Annotated in this window: 21 protein-coding genes and 1 tRNA gene; 12 read left to right on the forward strand and 10 right to left on the reverse strand. The window is 69.6% G+C overall.

The genetic code is table 11. The features are described from left to right. Positions 1-3: 3 nt before the first annotated feature. The gene (locus BLT25_RS12250) at positions 4-693 is read right to left on the reverse strand and encodes an aspartate/glutamate racemase family protein (protein WP_091045988.1); all 690 of its coding nucleotides are present in this window, start codon (positions 691-693) and stop codon (positions 4-6) included. Positions 694-763: 70 nt separating this feature from the next. Then, the gene (locus BLT25_RS12255; RefSeq protein WP_091045990.1) at positions 764-1,507 is read right to left on the reverse strand and encodes an SDR family NAD(P)-dependent oxidoreductase; all 744 of its coding nucleotides are present in this window, start codon (positions 1,505-1,507) and stop codon (positions 764-766) included. Between the two features lie 146 nt (positions 1,508-1,653). Between BLT25_RS12255 and mshA the strand changes: the two genes are divergently transcribed. Together mshA and BLT25_RS12265 are read left to right on the forward strand one after the other, a co-directional pair. Then, a complete protein-coding gene (gene mshA / locus BLT25_RS12260; protein ID WP_091045993.1) occupies positions 1,654-2,910 on the forward strand; it encodes a D-inositol-3-phosphate glycosyltransferase in 1,257 nt (418 codons plus the stop codon). Next, positions 2,907-3,431, forward strand: coding sequence for a type III secretion system chaperone family protein (locus BLT25_RS12265; protein WP_091045996.1), 525 nt, complete (start codon positions 2,907-2,909; stop codon positions 3,429-3,431). Before mshA ends, BLT25_RS12265 begins: the two co-directional genes overlap by 4 nt. Before the next feature lie 39 nt (positions 3,432-3,470). On the opposite strand, the gene BLT25_RS12270 is transcribed toward BLT25_RS12265, so the two are convergent. After that, positions 3,471-4,373: a DMT family transporter gene (locus BLT25_RS12270; RefSeq protein ID WP_091045997.1), complete on the reverse strand. Its 903-nt coding sequence runs from the start codon at positions 4,371-4,373 to the stop codon at positions 3,471-3,473. 181 nt (positions 4,374-4,554) lie between these two features. Then, positions 4,555-5,538, reverse strand: coding sequence for a GlxA family transcriptional regulator (locus tag BLT25_RS12275; protein WP_091046000.1), 984 nt, complete (start codon positions 5,536-5,538; stop codon positions 4,555-4,557). 71 nt (positions 5,539-5,609) lie between these two features. Between BLT25_RS12275 and BLT25_RS12280 the strand changes: the two genes are divergently transcribed. Beyond that, entirely contained in the window at positions 5,610-6,947 is a 1,338-nt protein-coding gene (locus BLT25_RS12280; protein WP_256328559.1) for an MFS transporter, read from the forward strand. A gap of 34 nt (positions 6,948-6,981) precedes the next feature. On the opposite strand, the gene BLT25_RS12285 is transcribed toward BLT25_RS12280, so the two are convergent. After that, positions 6,982-7,659, reverse strand: a complete 678-nt coding sequence (locus BLT25_RS12285; protein WP_091046002.1) for a response regulator transcription factor — start codon at positions 7,657-7,659, stop codon at positions 6,982-6,984. Continuing rightward, positions 7,656-8,813 (reverse strand): sensor histidine kinase, encoded by a 1,158-nt coding sequence (locus tag BLT25_RS12290; protein WP_091046004.1) that lies wholly within the window; start codon positions 8,811-8,813, stop codon positions 7,656-7,658. The genes BLT25_RS12285 and BLT25_RS12290 overlap by 4 nt, the downstream gene beginning before the upstream one ends. A gap of 121 nt (positions 8,814-8,934) precedes the next feature. Here BLT25_RS12290 and phoU point away from each other — a divergent pair, with 121 nt between their 5' ends. After that, positions 8,935-9,585: a phosphate signaling complex protein PhoU gene (phoU, locus tag BLT25_RS12295; RefSeq protein WP_091046006.1), complete on the forward strand. Its 651-nt coding sequence runs from the start codon at positions 8,935-8,937 to the stop codon at positions 9,583-9,585. 81 nt (positions 9,586-9,666) lie between these two features. Here phoU and BLT25_RS12300 read toward each other — a convergent pair whose 3' ends face one another. From BLT25_RS12300 to BLT25_RS12310, 3 genes are read right to left on the reverse strand one after another with little or no spacing between them, the layout of a single operon-like run. Continuing rightward, entirely contained in the window at positions 9,667-10,407 is a 741-nt protein-coding gene (locus BLT25_RS12300; protein WP_091046009.1) for a phosphoglyceromutase, read from the reverse strand. After that, complete coding sequence (locus BLT25_RS12305) at positions 10,407-11,168, reverse strand: hypothetical protein (protein WP_143033726.1); 762 nt, start codon at positions 11,166-11,168, stop codon at positions 10,407-10,409. Before BLT25_RS12305 ends, BLT25_RS12300 begins: the two co-directional genes overlap by 1 nt. A gap of 43 nt (positions 11,169-11,211) precedes the next feature. Further along, a complete protein-coding gene (locus BLT25_RS12310; protein ID WP_091046013.1) occupies positions 11,212-12,057 on the reverse strand; it encodes a UbiA family prenyltransferase in 846 nt (281 codons plus the stop codon). Positions 12,058-12,292: 235 nt separating this feature from the next. Between BLT25_RS12310 and BLT25_RS12315 the strand changes: the two genes are divergently transcribed. Both BLT25_RS12315 and BLT25_RS12320 read left to right on the forward strand, forming a co-directional pair. Then, positions 12,293-12,778: a CarD family transcriptional regulator gene (locus tag BLT25_RS12315; protein ID WP_008360791.1), complete on the forward strand. Its 486-nt coding sequence runs from the start codon at positions 12,293-12,295 to the stop codon at positions 12,776-12,778. A gap of 93 nt (positions 12,779-12,871) precedes the next feature. Further along, a complete protein-coding gene (locus BLT25_RS12320) occupies positions 12,872-13,471 on the forward strand; it encodes a glycosyltransferase family protein (protein WP_256328560.1) in 600 nt (199 codons plus the stop codon). Between the two features lie 4 nt (positions 13,472-13,475). Here the strand turns inward: BLT25_RS12320 and BLT25_RS12325 are convergent, their stop codons facing one another. Beyond that, positions 13,476-14,168, reverse strand: coding sequence for an IspD/TarI family cytidylyltransferase (locus BLT25_RS12325; protein ID WP_091046017.1), 693 nt, complete (start codon positions 14,166-14,168; stop codon positions 13,476-13,478). A 144-nt stretch (positions 14,169-14,312) separates the two neighbouring features. Here BLT25_RS12325 and nirD point away from each other — a divergent pair, with 144 nt between their 5' ends. The 6 genes from nirD to BLT25_RS12355 all read left to right on the forward strand — a co-directional run bounded on the left by nirD (position 14,313) and on the right by BLT25_RS12355 (position 19,294). Next, entirely contained in the window at positions 14,313-14,663 is a 351-nt protein-coding gene (nirD, locus tag BLT25_RS12330) for a nitrite reductase small subunit NirD (RefSeq protein ID WP_091046019.1), read from the forward strand. Between the two features lie 27 nt (positions 14,664-14,690). Continuing rightward, entirely contained in the window at positions 14,691-15,173 is a 483-nt protein-coding gene (gene ispF, locus BLT25_RS12335; RefSeq protein WP_091046022.1) for a 2-C-methyl-D-erythritol 2,4-cyclodiphosphate synthase, read from the forward strand. 30 nt (positions 15,174-15,203) lie between these two features. Continuing rightward, positions 15,204-16,625 carry a cysteine--tRNA ligase gene (cysS, locus tag BLT25_RS12340; RefSeq protein WP_091046025.1) on the forward strand — a complete coding sequence of 474 codons (1,422 nt, stop codon included), beginning with the start codon at positions 15,204-15,206 and terminating at the stop codon, positions 16,623-16,625. Next, a complete protein-coding gene (gene rlmB / locus BLT25_RS12345) occupies positions 16,625-17,581 on the forward strand; it encodes a 23S rRNA (guanosine(2251)-2'-O)-methyltransferase RlmB (protein ID WP_091046026.1) in 957 nt (318 codons plus the stop codon). Before cysS ends, rlmB begins: the two co-directional genes overlap by 1 nt. 50 nt (positions 17,582-17,631) lie before the next feature. Continuing rightward, positions 17,632-19,149, forward strand: a complete 1,518-nt coding sequence (locus BLT25_RS12350; protein WP_091046028.1) for a metallophosphoesterase — start codon at positions 17,632-17,634, stop codon at positions 19,147-19,149. Positions 19,150-19,218: 69 nt separating this feature from the next. Then, positions 19,219-19,294, forward strand: a tRNA-Thr gene (locus BLT25_RS12355). Positions 19,295-19,319 lie beyond the last annotated feature (25 nt).

Below are 19,319 nucleotides of genomic sequence, written 5' to 3' on the forward strand. Positions count from 1 at the left end.
TCCCTAGGGGAGGGCGCGGTCCAGCGCGGCCTCGACGTGCACGGTGATCGCGTCGAGGATGGGTACGTCGACATCGCTGGGCCGCACGAGGAGGCTGAGCTCGGAGGCGCCGAGGATCACGCCGTCGGAGCCCGCGTCCCACAGCTCGTGGACGACCTCGAGGACCCGCTTGCGGGAGCCCGCGACGACGTTTCGGTGGATGAGCTCCTCGTAGATGATCGAGTCGAGCATCTCCACGTGGAGGGTGTCGGGCAGGTTCACGTCGACGCCGTGGTCGGAGATGCGCTGGGCGAAGAAGTCGTTCTCCACGGTGTAGCGGGAGGCGAGGAACCCGGCCTTGGTGATGCCGAGCTGCTTGGCCTTCGCGGCGAGCTCGTCGGCCAGGTGCAGCACGGGTACGTCGACAGCGGCCGCCACCTCGTCGTAGACCTTGTGGAAGGTGGTGGTGCACAACAGGATGAAGTCGGCGCCGCCGGCCACCACGCTGCGGGCCGCGGCGGTCAGGATCTCGGCGACCTGGTCCCAGGACTCCTTCTCCTGAAGGGCCGTCAGCTCGGCCAGGTCGACGGAGGCCAGCACGATCTTGGCGGAGTGGAGACCGCCGAGCCGCTCCTGGACACCCTTGTTGAGTCCCTCGTAGTAAGCGGCGGTGCTTTCCCAGCTCATGCCGCCGATGAGTCCGATCGTCTGCACGTCATCGAGTGTGACACCGTCGGAGGCTGCGTACGGAATCCTCGGCGCCCCTGACCAGCGCAGATGTCGGTCAGCCCTCGCGGTGCACCTTGTGCGGGGCGGCCTGGGCGCGCGGCTTGATCACCAGTTCGTCGATGTTGACGTGAGCCGGGCGGGTGGCCATCCAGACGATCGCGTCCGCGATGTCCTCGGCGACCAGCGGGTCGGCGACGCCCTGGTAGACCTTGTCGGCCGCCGCCTGGTCGCCGCCGAGACGTACGAGCGAGAACTCCTCGGTCTGGACCATGCCCGGGGCGATCTCCATGATGCGCACCGGCTTGTCGACGATCTCCAGACGCAGCGCCTCGGTGACCGCGCGGGTGCCGAACTTGGCCGCGTTGTAGCCTGCGCCGCCCTCGTAGGCGCGCCGGCCGGCGATCGAGCCGACGTTGATGACCGCGCCGGCTCCCGAGGCGACCAGCGCGGGGAGCAGCGCCTTGGTCACCCGGGTCAGGCCGATCACGTTGACCTCGAACATCGCCTGCCACTTGGTCAGGTCGGCCTCGGCCACCTGGTCCACGCCGAAGGCGCCGCCGGCGTTGTTGACCAGCAGTTCGAGACGGTCCCCGACCGCCTCGACGAGCGCGGCGACGGAGTCGTCGGAGGTGACATCGGTCGCGATCGCGGTGCCGCCGATCTCCTCGGCCAGCGCCTCGATCCGGTCGGCGCGGCGAGCGGCGAGGAAGACGTGGTAGCCCTCCTTGGCGAGCTGGCGGGCGGTGGCGGCGCCGATCCCGCTCGAGGCGCCGGTGACGACAGCATTCTTGGACGACATGGAGCCATTCTCTCGTCGCTCGCTCGACTTTGCCCACCGGGTCCCACGATCGAAGACGTTTCACGCGGGTTCGCGTAGCCGGGAATGATGGACGAGGTCCGCGTGTTGAGAGACGGGACCACAGGCGTACACACAAAGGGGCAGGAATGATCCACCGCGTAGCGATGGTCAGTCTGCACACCTCTCCGCTCGACCAGCCCGGCACCGGTGACGCCGGCGGCATGAACGTCTACGTGCTCGAGCTCTCCCGGCGGCTGGCCACCCAGGGCATCGCGGTCGACATCTTCACGCGCGCGACCTCCTCGCGCCTGCCGCAGGTCGTGGAGGCGTACGACGGGGTGGCGGTCCACCACGTCCATGCGGGTCCGTTCGAGGGGCTGGCCAAGAGTGACCTTCCCGGACAGCTGTGCACGTTCGCGCGTGAGGTGCTCCGCGCGGAAGCGTCCAACCCGCCGGGCTACTTCGACGCGGTGCACTCCCACTACTGGCTCTCCGGCCAGGTCGGGGCGCTGTCCCGCGACCGCTGGGGTGTGCCGCTGGTGCACTCGATGCACACCATGGCCAAGGTCAAGAACGAGGCGCTGGCCGAGGGCGACAACCCCGAGCCGGAGGCTCGCGTGATCGGGGAGGAGCAGGTCGTCGAGGCGTCCGACATGCTGATCGCCAACACCGACCTCGAGGCCAAGCAGCTGATCAACATGTACGACGCGGAGCCGGGTCGTGTCGCCGTCGTGCACCCCGGGGTCGACCTGCGCGTCTTCCGTCCGCGCGGGCGGGCCGAGGCGCGTGCCGCGCTCGGGCTCCCGGCCCGGGCTCACGTGCTCCTCTTCGCCGGTCGCATCCAGCCGCTCAAGGCTCCGGACGTGTTGTTGCGGGCGGCCGCGGTCATGCTCGCCCGCGACCCGTCGCTGCGCCGGTCGCTGGTGGTGCCGATCGTCGGGGGACCCTCGGGCTCCGGTCTCGAGCACCCGACCGGGCTGGCCGATCTGGCCGCTGAGCTGGGGATATCCGACGTGGTCCGGTTCGTCCCGCCGGTGCGCCAGGACGAGCTCGCGCTCTGGTACTCGGCCGCCTCCGTCGTCGCCGTACCCTCCTACAACGAGTCGTTCGGTCTGGTCGCCGTCGAGGCCCAGGCCTGCGGCACGCCCGTCGTCGCGGCAGCGGTCGGCGGTCTGACCACGGCGGTGCGCCACGGCCGCAGCGGTCTCCTGGTCGATGGGCACGACCCGGCGCAGTGGGCCGACGCGCTCACCAACGCCGTCTCGTCCCACTCGCGCTGGTCGGCGCTGGCCGACGGCGCCCGCGAACACGCCCAGGACTTCTCCTGGGATCTCACCGCACGCAATACGCTCGAGGTCTATGAAGAGGCCAAGATGCTGATGCGTGAGGAGCTGACGGCATGACGGATGGTTCGCGAGCGGACCTGGAAGAGGTCGTACGCGGCTGGCTGAAGTCCAACGACCTGACCTGGGACGAGACGTCGCTGCCGTCGGGCGACCTGACCTTCTCGTTCTCGCTCCCGGGCGAGCGCAAGCTGCAGACACCGGTCCGGATCGACCTGGGACAGCATGCGCTGGGCGTACACGCCTTCGTCTGCCGCCGGCCCGACGAGAACTTCGAGACCGTCTACCGCTGGCTGCTCGAGCGCAACCTGCGGCTCTACGGGGTCGCGTTCGGGCTGGACCGGCTCGGCGACATCTACCTCGACGGCCGGCTGCCGCTGGCCATGGTCGACCCAGACGAGCTCGACCGGCTGCTCGGCTCGGTCCTGACGTACGCGGACGAGTCGTTCAACACCATCCTCGAGCTCGGCTTCGCCTCCTCGATCCGCAAGGAGTGGGAGTGGCGCAAGCTGCGTGGGGAGTCCACCGCCAACCTCGAGGCGTTCCGGGGCTGGCTCGAGGCGACTGATCAGCCCGACTGATCAGCCCGACTGATCAGCCCGACTGATCAGCCCGACTGATCAGCGCGGCCGGCGGCGGGTGATCAGCACACCCGCGATGCACATCGCGCCACCGACGAAGGCGAGCGCCGGCGGCACCTCGTCGAGCACCAGCCACGCCATCAGCGCGGTGATGAACGGCACCAGGAACGTCGACTGTGCGAACTTGCCGGCGTCGGAGTGGGAGAGGGCGTACGCCCAGGTCACGAAGGCCAGGGCGCTCGGGAAGAGGCCGAGGTAGACGATCCAGCCGATGTTGCCGACGCTGATGTCGGGGATCGTGGTGGCCAGCTCGAACGACCACGGCAGGCAGATGACGAGGCCGGCGACGGCGTACCAGAACGTCAGCAGCAGTGCGCTCATCGTGGGCAGCAGCTTCTTCTGGGTGAGAACGCCGACCGCGAAGGTGAGCGCCGCGACGACCGAGAGGGCGACGCCGATCCAGTCGCCGGTGTCACCGTTGGCCGAGGCGCGGCCGATGACGACGACCCCGGCGAAGCCGACACCGGTGCCGATCAGGATCCACCGGTGGATCGTCTCCTTGAGCACGAGGCCGGCCAGCAGCGCCACCACGATCGGTCCGACCTGCACGATCAGTGCCGCGGTGGCGGCGTCGATGCGTCGCTCCGACTCGTTGAGCGCGAGGTTGTAGATGCCCAGCCACGAAGCGCCGCCCAGCGCGATCAGCGGCCACTCGCGCCTGGTCGGCAGCCGGAACCCACCCTTCAGCGCGAGATAGGCCCCGAGCGCCGCCACCATCACGATCAGCCGGCCCAGCGACAGGCTTCCCGGGGGGACGGTGTCGCCCAGGTGACGGATCCCCACGAACGCCGATGCCCACAGCACCAGCGTGATCCCGCAAGCCACCAGCGGCTTCCAGAGCGGTGTGGTCGTGGAGGGGGCCGGGTCGATCGTCGTCGTCACGGTAAAAGGCTAAAGACCCGTACGTCTCGAGGCGAGCGGATATCGGCCAACCATGTCCGACATCCCGCCATCCCACCCCCGCCGAGACGTCACTCGCGTCGGCCGAGGCGTCGCTTGCGTCGGCCGAGAGGTCACGTCGGTGCCATCTCGGCCGACCGGAGTGACGCCTCGGCTGGTGTTGTCAGCCGCGGAAGGTGCGGCGGTACGCGGTGGGGGTGATGCCGAGGGCGGCGTGGAAGTGGAGGCGGAGGGACTGGGCGGTGTTGAGGCCGCAGCGAGCGGCTACCTGTTCCATGCTCAGGTCGGTGGTCTCGAGGAGGGTGCGGGCGAGCTCGATGCGCTGGCGCTGCAGCCAGCGGCCGGGGGAGTCGCCGGTCTCGTCGCGGAATCGCCGGGTGAAGGTGCGTACGGACATCGAGACCTGGGAAGCCATCGCCTCCAGGCTGAGGGGCTGGTCGAGATGGGCGAGGGCCCAGGCGGTCGCGGCCGAGATGCCGGTGTCGCCGGAGGCGGGTGCGTGGTGCCGGATGAACTGCGCCTGCCCACCGTCGCGGTGGGGAGGTACGACCGTCACCCGGGCGACGCGGTTGGCGACCGCGGCGCCGTGGTCGCGGCGTACGACATGCAGGCAGAGGTCCAGGCCGGAGGCCACGCCGGCGGAGGTGAGGATGTCGCCGTCGTCGACGAAGAGGACGTCAGGGTCCAGCTTGACCTGCGGAAACAGGGCCCGGAAGTCGTCGGTGTGCGCCCAGTGGGTGGTCGCCGGTCGGCCGTCGAGAAGGCCTGCCGCGGCGAGCGCGAAGGCACCGGTGCAGATCGACATGATCCGGGTGCCGGGGCGGATCATGTCGAGCGCCTCCTTCAACGGCGCCGTCAGTACGCCGTCCGACACGGTTTCGTCGTACGCCCCGAACTTCGGGATCACCACGGTGTCCGCGTCCGCGAGCGCCTCGGGTCCGTGCGGCGCGAGCACGACGACGTCCGAGTCCGACTGCACCGGTCCCGGACCGCCGGTGGTGCAGGTGACGACCTCGTAGAGCAGCCGGTCCTCGCTGTCGCGTGCCTTGCCGAAGATCCGGTGCGGGATGCCGATCTCGAACGGGATGAATCCGTCCTGGATCAGCACCGCGACCCGGTGCGGAGAAGTCACCCCAACGTCGCTCATGGCTGGATCTTACCGATAGATGTCAATCAGGCCACTGTCCAGCGGGCCGCGCACGCGTAAGGATCATCCCCATGTCCCAGACGACGACCCCGCCGCCTGTCGGCCGCACCTCCGCGCGCCGCCCCCGCATCCACCCGGCCTGGTGGGTGGCCGCCATCGCGTTCGTGACCATCGTCGGTGCCGCGGCCTTCACCGCGGCACCGGGCCTCTTGGTCGGTCCGCTGCACGACGAGTTCGGCTGGTCGCGCGGCACGATCGGTGTCGGGATCACGCTGCAGCTCGCGCTCTACGGCCTGACCGCCCCGTTCGCCGCTGCCCTGATGGACCGCTTCGGGATCCGCCCGGTGGTCGCCGTCGCGCTCACCATGATCACCCTCGGCTCCCTCGGCACCGTCTGGATGAGCGATTCGTGGCAGTTCGTGCTCGGCTGGGGCGTCCTGGTCGGCGGTGGCAGCGGCTGCATGGCGCTCGCCTTCGGCGCGACGATCACCACCCGCTGGTTCGTCAAGCGGCAGGGCCTGGTCAGTGGCCTGCTGACCGCCGGTGGCGCCTCGGGACAGCTGATCTTCCTGCCGGTGCTGGCAGTGCTCATCGGGGAGTTCGGCTGGCGGGCGGCCTCGGTCACGATCGCCCTGGTCGCCGCCGCGGTGATCCCGTTCGTGCTCCTGCTGCTCCGCGACTACCCGGCGGACATCGGCCTGGCGCCCTACGGCGCCTCGCAGATCGTGCCCCGGCCCGCACCCGCGACCGGCGCCGCGCTCCGGACCGTGCGGGTGCTCGGGATGGCGATGCGTACCAAGGCCTTCTGGCTCCTCGCCGGCGCCTTCGCGATCTGCGGGATCACCACGAACGGCCTGATCAGGACCCACTTCGTACCCGCCGCGCACGACCACGGGATGGCCACCGTCGCCGCCGCCTCGCTGCTCGCCGTGATCGGGATCTTCGACGTCGCCGGAACGATCTTCTCCGGCTGGCTCACCGACCGCTTCAACCCGGTCGTGCTGCTCGGCGTCTACTACTCGCTGCGCGGGATCTCACTGATCTTCCTGCCGATGCTGCTGGCGCCCGAGGTGCACCTCCCGATGGTGTTCTTCATCGTCTTCTACGGCCTCGACTGGGTCGCCACCGTGCCCCCGACGCTCGCCCTGTGCCGTGAGGTCTGGCCCGAGGACGCCCCGATCGTCTTCGGCTGGGTCCTCGCCTCCCACCAGGTCGGCGCCGGCCTGGTCGCCTGGGTCGGCGGCGTCGTACGCGACGTCACCGGCTCCTACGACCTGGTCTGGTACGCCGCCGGCGCGCTCTGCGCCGCCGCCGCGCTGATGTCGCTGGTGGTGCCGAGAGGGGTGCACCTCCAGCAAGGTATGCAGGCCGAGGAACACATCCCCAGCGGAGTTCCACTGGGGGAGTGAGCCTTCGGCTGCATACCTTGACGAAGGAACCGCCTCAGAGGTCGAGCTTGTAGCCCAGCCCGCGCACGGTGACCAGGAACTTCGGCTCGGACGGATCCGGCTCGAGCTTGGCGCGCAGGCGCTTGACGTGGACGTCGAGGGTCTTGGTGTCGCCGACGTAGTCGGAGCCCCAGACGCGGTCGATGAGCTGGCCGCGGGTGAGGACGCGGCCGGGGTTGCGCAGGAACATCTCCAGAAGCTCGAACTCCTTGAGCGGCAGGCGCTGCTCGGACCCGTCGACGGTCACGACGTGGCGCTCCACGTCCATCCGGACGGGGCCGGCCTCGAGCGTCGCGGGGGCCGCGTCGGGCTCGGTGCCTCGCCGCAGGACGGCGCGGATCCGGGCGACGAGCTCGCGCGGGGAGTAGGGCTTGGTGACGTAGTCGTCGGCGCCGAGCTCGAGGCCGACGACCTTGTCGACCTCGTCGTCCTTGGCGGTCACCATGATGACCGGGACCGACGAGGTGGCCCGGATCTGCCGGCACACCTCGGTGCCGGAGAGGCCGGGAAGCATCAGGTCGAGCAGCACGATGTCTGCCCCGTTGCGGTCGAACTCCTTCAGTGCGTCGGTGCCGTCCTCGGCGACGGCGACCTCGAAGCCCTCCTTGCGGAGCATGTAGGACAGTGCCTCGCTGTAGCTGGCTTCATCTTCGACGACGAGTACCCGGGTCACGGGCGTTCCTCCTTGCTTGTGCCGGACTTCCCGGCAGTTGGTAGGTGCTGGGGCAGCGTGAGGGTGAAGGTGGAGCCCTGACCCTCCTGCGACCAGACCTTGACCTCGCCACCATGCGTGGCGGCGACGTGCTTGACGATCGACAGGCCGAGCCCGGTGCCGCCGGTGGAGCGGTGGCGAGCCGGGTCGACGCGGTAGAAGCGCTCGAAGATCCGGTCGATCTCCGTGGACGGGATCCCGATTCCCTGGTCGACCACGGAGATCTCGACGGAGCCGTCGGTCGCGCGGGTCGAGACGGTCACGGTCGAGCCCGGGTCGGAGTAGGCGACCGCGTTGGAGACCAGGTTGGTGACCGCGGTCGAGACCTGCTCGTCGTTGCCGAAGACGTGCAGCCCGGCGGTGCCGGCGCTGACCACGTTGATGCCCTTGGCACTGGCGTCGACGGTCGAGCTGTCGACAGCGGCCGCGATGACCTTGTCGACGTCGACCGCGACCGGTGCCTCCAGAGGTTCGTCACCCTGCAGCCGGGACAGCTCGATGATCTGCTGGACGAGCTCGGTCAGGCGCTCGGACTCGGTGATCATCCGGTGGGAGAAGCGGCGTACGGCCTCGGGGTCGTCGGAGGCCTCGGTGACCGCGTCGGCGAGCACCCTGATCGCGCCGACCGGTGTCTTGAGCTCATGGCTGACGTTGGCGACGAAGTCGCGGCGTACGGCCTCCACGCGGCGCTCGCGGGTGCGGTCCTCGACCAGGGCGAGGGCCAGGCGCGTGCCGAGCGGAGCGACGCGGGCGGTGACGTGTCGCGAGGCCCCGTTGGCGCGCGAGATGACCAGCTCGGTCTCCCGGATCTGGCCGTCACGGCGCACACCGTGGACGAGCTCGGAGAGCTCGGGTGAGACCAGCGAGGTGCCGCGCACCAGGCCCAGGGCGTACGCCGGTGCGCTGGCCTTGAGCACGGTGTCGTGCTCGTCGACGACGACCGCGCTGCTGCGCAGGACCGAGAGGACCGCGGCCACCTCGGAGGGAACCTTCGGGGGCTCGACCTCCGGGATCCGGCGGCGGGAACGCTCGCTCATCGCCCACGCAAGCACCGCCGCTCCGGCGACGACAGCGCCGAGGAGCGCAGCAAGAAAGGCCTGCGTCGTCGAGTCCACACGATCAGGGTAAGCCCATCAAACACCCAAACTTCGCCTCTGGACGTCTCCGCGCCGAACGTTCACCGTCGGTTCACTCGGGATGGAGATCAGTACATCTGGTGTGTCTAGGATCGGGCTCATGCGCGCTGCTTTCCATGAGGACCTCGATGCCATCTTCACCGATCTCACCAACGTCTGTGAGCTGGTGTCGGTGGCCGTACGCGACGCCACCACCGCTCTCCTCGAGGCCCGCAACGACCTCGCCGAGCAGGTGATCGACAAGGATGTCGAGATCGACGACGCCCGCGAGCGCATCGAGGAGAACGCCCTCGAGCTGCTCGGTCTCCAGTCGCCGGTCGCCGGCGATCTCCGCGTCGTCGTCGCCGCGCTGCGGATGATCTCCGACCTCGAGCGGATGGGTGACCTCTCCGTCCACGTCGCCAAGATCGCCAGGCTGCGTACGCCGAACAAGGCCGTCCCCGAGCTGGCCCAGCCGACCATCGCCAAGATGGCCGAGATCGCCGAGCAGATGGTCGAGCGCACCTGCGAGATCCTCCGCACGCGTGATGTCTCCGCGGCTCAGGACCTGGTCGCCGACGACGACGAGATGGACCAGCTGCGGCGCAAGTCGTTCGCCGAGCTGCTGGGCCAGGACTGGACCCACGGCGTCGAGCCCGCGGTCGACGTGGCCCTCCTGGGCCGCTACTACGAGCGCATCGCCGACCACGCCGTCACCGTGGCCAACCGGGTCGTCTTCGTCGTGACCGGCGAGACCCCGGCCGACTCCTGACCCGCCGAGTCGGCTCGTACTTACCGAAAATCCCGCCGAGTCGGCTCGTCAAGACGAGCCGACTCGGCGGGATCGGTGTTGTTACTGCTTGCCTTGGTTGGCGACGGCCTCGGCCGCGGCGGCCGCGGCCTCGGGGTCGAGGTAGGTGCCGCCGGCGACGACCGGCTTCAGCGACTCGTCGAGCTCGTAGACCAGCGGCTGGGCCGTGGGGATGTTGAGCTTGGCGATCTCGGTGTCGGAGATGTTGTCGAGGTGCTTGACCAGCGCGCGCAGGCTGTTGCCGTGGGCGGTGACCAGGACGGTCTTGCCTGCCTGGAGGTCGGGCACGATCGCCGACTCCCAGTAGGGGATCATCCGGGCGACGACGTCCTTGAGGCACTCGGTGGCGGGCACGTCGATGTCGGCGTAGCGCGGGTCACCGGCCTGGGAGTACTCGGAGTCGGCCTCGATCGGCGGTGGCGGTACGTCATAGGAACGACGCCACAGCTGGAACTGCTCCTCGCCGAACTTCTTCAGCGTCTCGGACTTGTTCCTGCCCTGGAGCGCACCGTAGTGACGCTCGTTGAGGCGCCAGTCGCGGCGCACCGGGATCCAGTGGCGATCGGCGGCGTCGAGGGCGATGTTGGCGGTGTTGATCGCGCGGCGCAGCAGGCTCGTGTGGACCAGGTCGGGAAGGATCCCGGCATCGGTCAGCAGCTTCCCACCGTTGACGGCCTCGGCCCGGCCCTTGTCGGTGAGGTCGACGTCGACCCAGCCGGTCGACAGGTTGAGCGCGTTCCACTCGCTCTCGCCGTGACGCAGGAGGACGAGCCTGTAGGTCATCAGTGACCTTCCTCGGCGCCGGGCAGGGCGGCCGGGGGGAACTCGCACGAGTAGGGGTCCTCGGAGCTGGTGCCGTGCGCCTCACCCTCGGCCTCGGTGGCGTGCTCGCCCTCGGCGGACTCGTCGGCCGGCAGGGTCGACGCCTCCTCGGTGCCCTCGGCAGTGCTCTCGCCGGCGGCGTCCTCGGACGCCTGGTCATCGGCGTTCTTGCCCTTCTTCGCGGGCTTCGTGGTCTCGTCGGCGGCCGCGGCGACGACGTCGACGTACGGACCACACTGGGTGACCACCGGGACGTTGATGGTCCGCTCCTCACCGTCGGAGAAGGTGAAGGTCATCGGGATGCTGTCGCCCGGCTTGAAGTCGCCGGTGACCGCGATGCCACCGACGGTCGGGTCGGCCAGGTTGATGATGCCGGACTTCGGCAGCTCGATCGGGGTGAACGACTCGGGCGTGACCGTCTCCTCGGCCTCGGACCCCGTGGCGATGGAGGTGACCGACGGCATCGCCTCGCCGGCGACCGCCGGGTTGATCGCCGGGTCGAGCGAGAAGGTGCCGACCAGGACGCCGGAGCCTTCCTGCGCGGTCACGATGCGAGCGGCGTTGATCCGGATGGCACCGTCGAGCGTCGAGCCACCGTGGGTGATCTCGTTGGGCCGGTCGGTCGCGTAGTCGAAGCTGCTGCAGGCGGTGAGCGCCGGGAGGGCGAGAGCCACGAGTGCGCCCGTCACTGCGAGCCGCTTCTGCATAACCTTGGTCGTCACGCGCGACACTCTATCCGCCCGATCCTGCAATCTCGGAAAAGGGTCAGGCACGTAGTCCGACGGCGCTCGCGGCGTACAGCATCCCGCCGATCACTGCGGCGATGTAGACCAGCGTGACGAGGAGCAGCTTGCCGGCGCCGAGCTTCAGTCCCGCCCTGAGCGGCAGGTACGTCCACTTGTCCTGGTTGTCGGCGACCAGGCCCCACAGCGCGGTCAGGAAGTGCACGCCCACGCCGAGAGCCGCGGCGAGCGCGACCATCACCCAGTGGGGCGGTCCGCCCGCGGACTCACCGGCCCAGCCGGCGTACGAGAGGTATCCGGGGTAGCAGGCGAAGGCCGCCGCCCACAGGACCCAGGAGAAGAGGCCCTTGCGCAGCAGTACGTTGGCGAGCATCCCGAGCACCAGCGAGCCGAGGTAGAACAGCCCCGCGACGGTGCCCGAGGTGACCGACAGCGGGATGACGAGCAGTACGCCGCAGCACAGTGCGAACCAGACGCCGCCCGGTTCGAGCCGGCCGTCCGAGATCGGCTTGCCCTCGCGCTCGTGACGACGGTCGACGACCTGGTCGACGAGGTCGTTGTGCCAGCCGAGGACGGCCTGGCCGACGAGCACGGTCACCGCGATCAGCGTCACCTCGCGTGTCGTCAGCCCGGCGAGGACGGCCGCCACCGACAGGCCGATGGCGGTCAGTACCGCCTGACGGGGGTGGGTGGAGCGGATGAGGAGGAACGGGGCCCAGTTGCCGATCTTGTCCATGACGCTTGCTCTGCCTGCCGGGGCATCAGGAACGGCCGACGCGCTGGCCTGCGTCTGTTCCGGGTCCTGATCCTGGGCGTGCGACGACACGGTGAAGATGGTCTTGGGGGCGCTCTGCGATGCATTCGCCATGGCGGCAGTATCGGGCACTCGGCCGACCCGCGCAGGACAACAGGCTGGCTACGGCGAGATTTCGGCGTCGTTTCGAAATCAGCCATGCTGCCACGCTCGACGGGCCTGCGCGCGCGGAACCACACAAGTTGTCCATCTGTCAACCCCAGATTGAGCCCCTGACCTGCGCAAACGCGGAATCCGAATTCTAAGATCCGTGGTAGACTTATGGACCTAGGAAGGGGTACCTAAAAATATGACTTTCACCGTCGGCGAGACCGTCGTATACCCGAACCATGGCGCGGCCGTCATCGAAGACATCGAGATGCGCACCATCAAGGGCGAGGAGCGGCAGTATCTGGTCCTCCGCATCATCGCTCAGCAGGACCTCGTGGTGCGTGTTCCGGCCAACAACCTCGAGCTCGTCGGAGTTCGAGACGTCGTAGACAAGGACGGGCTTGATCGAGTCTTCGAGGTGCTTCGTGCGGAGCATGTCGAAGAGCCGACCAACTGGTCGCGTCGTTACAAGGCAAACCTGGAGAAGCTGCACAGCGGCGATGTCATGAAGGTCGCCGAGGTCGTGCGTGACCTGTGGCGTCGTGAGCGTGACCGTGGCCTCTCCGCCGGGGAGAAGCGCATGCTCGCCAAGGCACGCCAGATCCTCGTCTCGGAGCTCGCGCTGTGCGAGCACACCAACGAAGACAAGGCTGAAGTCCTCCTCGACGAGGTGCTGGCCAGCTGAGGCTGGTTTCGGTCTGCGTTACAGGCTCCGGGGAAACCCGGGGCCTGTTTCGCGCTTTTAGGCAGGCGCAGTGCTGCGGATACGGTGACTCCCATGGAGGACCCCTACGCCGACTACGACGAGATCGACGAGACCGTAGAGGTCCCGCCGGCTCTCGGGATCGTCGCGGACGACGCGCGCGGCTCGCTGCCGTTCGCGCTGATCCACGGTGAGGCGCTGGTCGCCGCGGCGACCTGGTCCCTCGGGGAGTCCGGCGTGACCCCCGTCGACTTCACCACCTCGTGGGAAGGGATGGTCGCGGCCGAGGAGCCGCTGGTCCTGCACGACTCGCTGTGCCCGATGACCCCGCCGGCCTTCATCGCCCACTGTGTCTCGACCGCGCTCGCGCGCGAGGCGGTCGTGGTCGGCGTACGCCCGGTGACGGACACGGTCAAGAAGCTCGCCATCGAGGACGGGGTGCCGGTCCTCGGCGAGACCGTCGACCGGTCAGCGCTCGTCTCGGTCACCTCGCCGATCGTGCTGCCCCCGGCCGTCGTCGCCGCCCTGGACGAGTGGCCGGCCGGAGACTTCGCCGACATCGCGGCCTCCCTGGCCCGCCGGTTCCCGGTCGTCTCGGTCGAGGCCCCACCGGTCGGTCGCCGGGTCGCGTCCGAGGATGACGTACGCCTGCTCGAGGCGCTCTCGCGCAGCTGAACCGTCAGCTGAGTAGAGCCGCGGTCGCCTGCAGGTCGTCGGCGAAGGTCACCTTGAGGTTCAGCGGAGAGCTGGGCACGGCGACGATGCGTACCCCGGACGCATAACGCTCCAGCGTCGCGCCGGTGTCGGTGCCGTCGAAGCCGTCCGCCGCGGCCCGGGCATAGGCGGCCAGCAGGTCGGAGGCCCGGAACGCCTGCGGGGTCTGTACGCCGACGAGAGCACCAGCCACCGGCTGCAGGTCGCGTGTCGAGAGGTGGGTGAGCGGCGCGGCGGGGATGGCGCCACCGTGCTCGCCGGCGACGGCGATGACCGCGACGAAGAGCTCGGGTGCGGCCAGCGGCCTGGCGGTGTCGTGGATCGCGACCACGTCGATCTCGCCGGCCTCGATGTCGGCCCGGAGCACGGCGAGCGCGGCCTGCTCGGAGGCGTGGCGGGTGTCGCCGCCGGCCACCATCGCGACCTCGCGGTCGCCGAGCAGGGGCTGGGCGACGGCCGCGACCGCCTCCTCGTCGCCGCTGCGTACGACCAGGACGAGGCGGCGCACGTCGGGCACCTCCAGGGCGGTCCGGAGCGAGAGGCCGAGGGCTGAGGAGGCCGGATCGTCGGACCCGTCGAGCGGGAGCAGCACCTTGTTGGTGGCGGCTCCGACGCGGGTGCCGGATCCGGCGGCCAGGAGGACGAGAGCGGCGGGCACCCCTGGAGGTTAGCGGTTCGGTGGGGTGTTTACGCACCCGTAACAAACCGAAACAGGAGGTGACCACGACGCCCCATAGCGTTCAAAATCCACCGACGGAAGGACCCGACGAATGTCGACGAAGCGGCTCGGGCCGACGACGTCATGAGTGAGCGTATGCAGGAGGATTGGCAGTCCGTCTGCCCGGTCGACGCGCTTGAGGTCAAGCGCGGTGCCACGGCGCTGGTCCACGGGCAGGCCATCGCCATCTTCCGGATGCCTGACGACGTTGTCTACGCCCTGGGGAACCACGACCCGTTCGCCAAGGCGTCGGTGATCGCCAAGGGCATCGTCGGGGTGCGCGACGGAGTGCCGTTCGTGGCCTCGCCGGCTCACCGGCACGGGTTCGACCTGCGTACCGGACAGTGTCTGGACGACGCGCACGTGAGCATCCCCGCCTACGAGGTCCGGGTCGTCGACGGGCTGATCCACGTCGGGCACCGGAAGGTCGCCTGAGAAGGGCCGTCTGGGAGACTGCGGAACGTGCAGCTTCCTCTGGTCGGCATCGGGACCGACGTACACAGCCTGGCCGACGGTGTCCCGATGCATGTGGCCGGTCTGGCCTTCCCTGACGAGAAGCAGGGCTTGGCGGGGCATTCTGACGGGGATGTCGCGGCCCACGCCTGCTGCGACGCGCTCTTCTCCGCCGCAGGACTCGGCGACCTGGGGTCCAACTTCGGCACCTCAGAGCCCGAGTGGGCCGGGGCCGCCGGAGTCGTCCTGCTCGCCGAGGCCGCGCGCCGCGTCCGGGAGGCCGGTTTCGAGATCGGCAACGTCGCCGTCCAGGTGATCGGCAACCGGCCCAAGATCGGTCCGCGGCGCGACGAGGCCAACCGGGTGCTCTCCGCGGCGGCCGGAGCGAGCGTCACCGTGACCGCCACGACCACCGACGGCCTCGGGCTCACCGGACGCGGCGAAGGCGTCGCCGCGATCGCAACCGCGCTCGTCGTGCGTCGCGATAGCTAGGGAACCCGCGTACGTCCCTAGACTTGGGGTATGGCACTTCGGCTCTACGACTCGGCGACCCGTGAAGTACGTGACTTCACCCCCTTGCAGCCCGGCAAGGCGTCGCTCTATGTCTGTGGCCTGACCGTGCAGAGCGAGCCGCATGTCGGACATGTCCGCAGCGGGGTGAACTTCGACGTGCTGCAGCGGTGGCTGCGGGCGTCGGGCTACGAGACCACGTTCATCCGCAACGTCACCGACATCGACGACAAGATCCTGGCGAAGTCCGCGGACCAGGGACGCCCCTGGTACAACCTCGGCTACGAGATGCACCGCGAGCTCGACACCGCCTACGCCTCGCTCAACGTCGCCCGCCCGACCTACGAGCCGCTGGCCACCGGTCACATCCCCGAGATCATCGCGCTGATCGAGGAGCTGATCGCGAAGGGGCACGCCTACGCCGCCGAGGACGGCTCGGCCGACGTCTACTTCGACGTACGCTCCTGGCCCGCCTACGGCGAGCTGTCGGGGCAGAAGGTCGACGACATGGAGGCCGCTGCCGACGCGACCCCCCAAGAAATTGCACAGCGCAAGCGCGACCCGCGTGACTTCGCTTTGTGGAAGGGCCGGAAGGTCTCCGAGCCGGAGACCGCCTCCTGGCCCTCGCCCTGGGGGCTGGGTCGGCCCGGGTGGCACATCGAGTGCTCGGCGATGGCCGGGAAGTACCTCGGGCCCGCCTTCGACTTCCACGGCGGTGGCCTCGACCTGCGCTTCCCGCACCACGAGAACGAGCAGGCGCAGTCGCGCGCTGCCGGCCGCCCCTTCGCGAGCTACTGGCTTCACAACGCCTGGATCACCACCTCCGGCGAGAAGATGTCGAAGTCGCTGGGCAACTCGCTGGTCATCCCGGAGGTGCTGAAGAAGGTACGCGGCATCGAGCTGCGCTACTACCTGGTCGCGGCCCATTACCGGTCCCACGTCGAGTTCTCCTTCGAGGCGCTCGGAGAGGCGGCCGCCGGGTTCCAGCGGATCGAAGGTTTCCTGGAGCGGGCGGCGTCGGTGGTCGGGGAGATTCCTTCCGACGGTGTCGCGTGCGCCGACTTCGTCAACGCGATGGACGACGACCTCGGCACTCCCGCGGCCGTCGCCGCGCTGCACGAGGTCGTACGCGAGGGCAACAAGCTGCTCGCCGACGGTGACAGCCCGGCGCTGCGCGGGGTCGCCGCGAGCGTCCGGGCGATGCTGGACATCCTCGGTCTGGACCCCGCCGACCCGGCATGGGGTCCGGCGAGCGGTGATGACGAGAAACTGACCGGCGCGCTCGACGTGCTGGTCCGCGGGGTCCTGGACGAGCGCGCCGAGGCGCGCGCCGCCAAGGACTGGGCCCGCGCCGATGCAATGCGAGACCGGCTCAAGGACGCCGGGATCGAGATCGAGGACACCCCTGAGGGTCCGAAATGGAGCGTTAACTGATGGCAGGCAACTCCCAGCGTCGCGGAGCGATCGCGAAGGGACGCAAGAAGGGTGCCCAGGTCGGCACCGGCGGCAACCGGCGCAAGGGTCTGGAGGGCAAGGGCCCGACGCCGAGGGCGGTCGACCGGCCGTACCACAAGGCGCACAAGGCGGCCCAGGCCGCCGAGAAGCGAGCCGGCAAGGGTCCGCGCAAGCGGGCCGCCGGTGACGCCGAGTGGATCATCGGACGCAACTCCGTGGTCGAGGCGCTGCGCGAGGACGTACCTGTCAACGGGATCTACGTCGCCGAGGGTGCCGAGCGCGACGGGCGGCTGCGCGAGGCGTTCATGCTCGCCTCCGAGAAGGGCATCTCGCTGCTCGAGGTGACCAAGGTCGAGCTCGACCGGCTGACCGGCTTCAACGGTCACCAGGGGCTGGCCGCGCGGATCCCCGCCTATGAGTACGCCCACGCCGACGACCTGATCGACCGGGCGGCCGAGACCGGGGAGAAGGCGCTGATCGTGGCGCTCGACCAGGTCACCGACCCGCGCAACCTCGGTGCGATCGTCCGCTCCGCGGCCGCCTTCGGCGCGCACGGCGTGGTCATCCCCGAGCGGCGTGCCGCGGGCATGACCGCGGCCGCCTGGAAGACGTCCGCCGGTGCTGCGGCTCGGATCCCGGTCGCGCAGACCGTCAACCTGACCCGGCAGCTGAAGGCCTACCAGGAGGCCGGCTGCATGGTCGTCGGGCTCGACATGGAGGGTGACGTCACGCTGCCCGAGCTCGGCGCCCCCGATGGCCTCGCCGACGGTCCGCTGGTGATCGTCGTCGGTGCCGAGGGTGGTGGGCTCTCCCGCTTGGTCCAGGAGACCTGCGACCAGATAGTGTCGATCCCGATGGCCAACTCCGTAGAGTCCCTCAATGCCGGCGTCGCTGCGTCGGTCGTGCTCTACGCGGTCGCGGAGGCGCGCAGCTGATTTCTCGCCGCACTCTGTTTCGGGGCCTCGCCGTCTGGGCGGGGCTCGGAGTGCTGTGGCTCGTGCTGGCCGTCGCGCTGAGCGCGTGGCTCTTCCTGTCCAGCGAACGCCAGGTGGTCCTGGCCGGCCACGACTCGGTCCTGCGCCCGACGCTGTCGGGGAAGGCGATCATCCACACCGGACCGGTGCTGCCTGACGTACGCCTGGACGTGGGTGGCCCGATCGGTGTCGACGTCACCCTCGGGAAGACCGAGCTGCGGTCGATGGACGAGCTCTTCGAGCGCTACGCGGTCCTCGGCTCGGCCCCCGACGGCCAGCGCGCGGTCGTGGTGGAGGAGGTCGAGTCGATGCTCGTCGCGGCCGTGCTCCGCGGCGCCGCCGTCTCGTCGGTGATCGTCGCCGGAGGCGTCCTGCTGTGGTGGCTTCCTGGTGCCCAACGCCGGGCTGACCTGCGCGGACGCGTCAAGGAGGCAGTCCGTACGCGGCGCGGCATCACCACCGCGGGCGTCGGCGTGGTCACGGTGGCGGTGCTCGCGGTCGCGGTCTGGCAGCCCTGGGGCGAGCCCGGAGCGCCGGCCGCCGACAAGGAGGCCGGACCGGTCGCCGGCGACTGGACCCCGCTGGCCGACTTCCTCGGCGCGGAGATCCCCGTGCCCGAGGAGCTGGCCGATGTGGAGGTCCGTGGCGACGCCTACGCCAACCAGACCCGCCGGCTCGTGGCCAGCGCCGTCGACACCTACAACTCCAGCCGGACCTTCTACGAGAAGGTCGTGGCGAAGGTGCCGGACCTGGCGCTGCGCGAGCCTGGCGAGGACGAGACCGTGTCGGTACTCGTCTCCGATCGCCACGACAACGTCGGCATGGACTCGGTGGTGCGCGCGATCGCCGACGAGGGCGGCGCGACCGGCATCCTCGACGCCGGGGACGACACCTCGACCGGGTCCGAGTGGGAGACCTTCTCCCTCGACTCGCTCACCGACGCGAGCGACGGCCTGGACAAGTGGGCGGTCACCGGCAACCACGACCACGGTCCGACGGTCGGCGACTATCTGGCCGACCAGGGCTGGACCGTGCTCGACGGCGAGGTCGTCGACGGCCCCGGTGGCTCGACGCTCCTGGGCGTCCCCGATCCGCGCACCAGCGGCCTCGGCAACTGGATCGACGAGAAGGGCGTCACCCTCGAGGAGGCCGGAGAGAAGCTGGCCGACATCGCCTGTGCCTCGAAGGAGGAGGGTGAGCCCGTCGCGACCCTCCTCGTCCACGACCCGTCGCTGGGCCGCGAGACCCTGCGCCGTGGTTGCGCGACCCTCGTCGTCGGTGGCCACCGTCACGTGCACCTGGGACCCGGCGAAGTGACCGGTGAGAACGGCAACATCGGCTGGACCTACACCAACGGCACCACCGGCGGCGCGGCGTACGCCTTCGCGATGGGGAAGATCCGCCGCACCGCCGAGGTCAGCCTGATCACCTACGCCGACGGGCAGCCCGTCGGCATCCAGTCCGTCGAGCTGGAGACCAACGGAGTCCTCACCGCCCACGAGTACGTCCCGCTCGATCCCGCTCGTTAGCCGCGTCGGCTGCGCACATCGGTGGACGACTGGCTACGATGTCCCCGCCGGTCACCTCGTGGTTGGCATGCCGCGTTAGCTCAGTTGGCAGAGCGCCAATCTTGTAAATTGGATGCCAGGAGTTCGATTCTCCTACGCGGCTCCAGAAAAGTTCCGATAGTGCGCCGTAC

The sequence above is a fragment of the Nocardioides sp. YR527 genome (genome assembly GCF_900101045.1).
Classification (GTDB): domain Bacteria; phylum Actinomycetota; class Actinomycetes; order Propionibacteriales; family Nocardioidaceae; genus Nocardioides.

What these genes read in the sequence shown, in the direction of transcription:
- BLT25_RS12310 (WP_091046013.1), bottom strand. Translation starts at nt 12,057, where the DNA reads ATGGCGAATGCATCGCAGAGCGCCCCCAAGACCATCTTCACCGTGTCG.
- nirD (WP_091046019.1), top strand. Translation starts at nt 14,313, where the DNA reads ATGAGTGAGCGTATGCAGGAGGATTGGCAGTCCGTCTGCCCGGTCGAC.
- BLT25_RS12315 (WP_008360791.1), top strand. Translation starts at nt 12,293, where the DNA reads ATGACTTTCACCGTCGGCGAGACCGTCGTATACCCGAACCATGGCGCG.
- rlmB (WP_091046026.1), top strand. Translation starts at nt 16,625, where the DNA reads ATGGCAGGCAACTCCCAGCGTCGCGGAGCGATCGCGAAGGGACGCAAG.
- mshA (WP_091045993.1), top strand. Translation starts at nt 1,654, where the DNA reads ATGATCCACCGCGTAGCGATGGTCAGTCTGCACACCTCTCCGCTCGAC.
- BLT25_RS12275 (WP_091046000.1), bottom strand. Translation starts at nt 5,538, where the DNA reads ATGAGCGACGTTGGGGTGACTTCTCCGCACCGGGTCGCGGTGCTGATC.
- cysS (WP_091046025.1), top strand. Translation starts at nt 15,204, where the DNA reads ATGGCACTTCGGCTCTACGACTCGGCGACCCGTGAAGTACGTGACTTC.
- BLT25_RS12320 (WP_256328560.1), top strand. Translation starts at nt 12,872, where the DNA reads ATGGAGGACCCCTACGCCGACTACGACGAGATCGACGAGACCGTAGAG.
- phoU (WP_091046006.1), top strand. Translation starts at nt 8,935, where the DNA reads ATGCGCGCTGCTTTCCATGAGGACCTCGATGCCATCTTCACCGATCTC.
- BLT25_RS12300 (WP_091046009.1), bottom strand. Translation starts at nt 10,407, where the DNA reads ATGACCTACAGGCTCGTCCTCCTGCGTCACGGCGAGAGCGAGTGGAAC.
- BLT25_RS12265 (WP_091045996.1), top strand. Translation starts at nt 2,907, where the DNA reads ATGACGGATGGTTCGCGAGCGGACCTGGAAGAGGTCGTACGCGGCTGG.
- BLT25_RS12255 (WP_091045990.1), bottom strand. Translation starts at nt 1,507, where the DNA reads ATGTCGTCCAAGAATGCTGTCGTCACCGGCGCCTCGAGCGGGATCGGC.
- BLT25_RS12280 (WP_256328559.1), top strand. Translation starts at nt 5,610, where the DNA reads ATGTCCCAGACGACGACCCCGCCGCCTGTCGGCCGCACCTCCGCGCGC.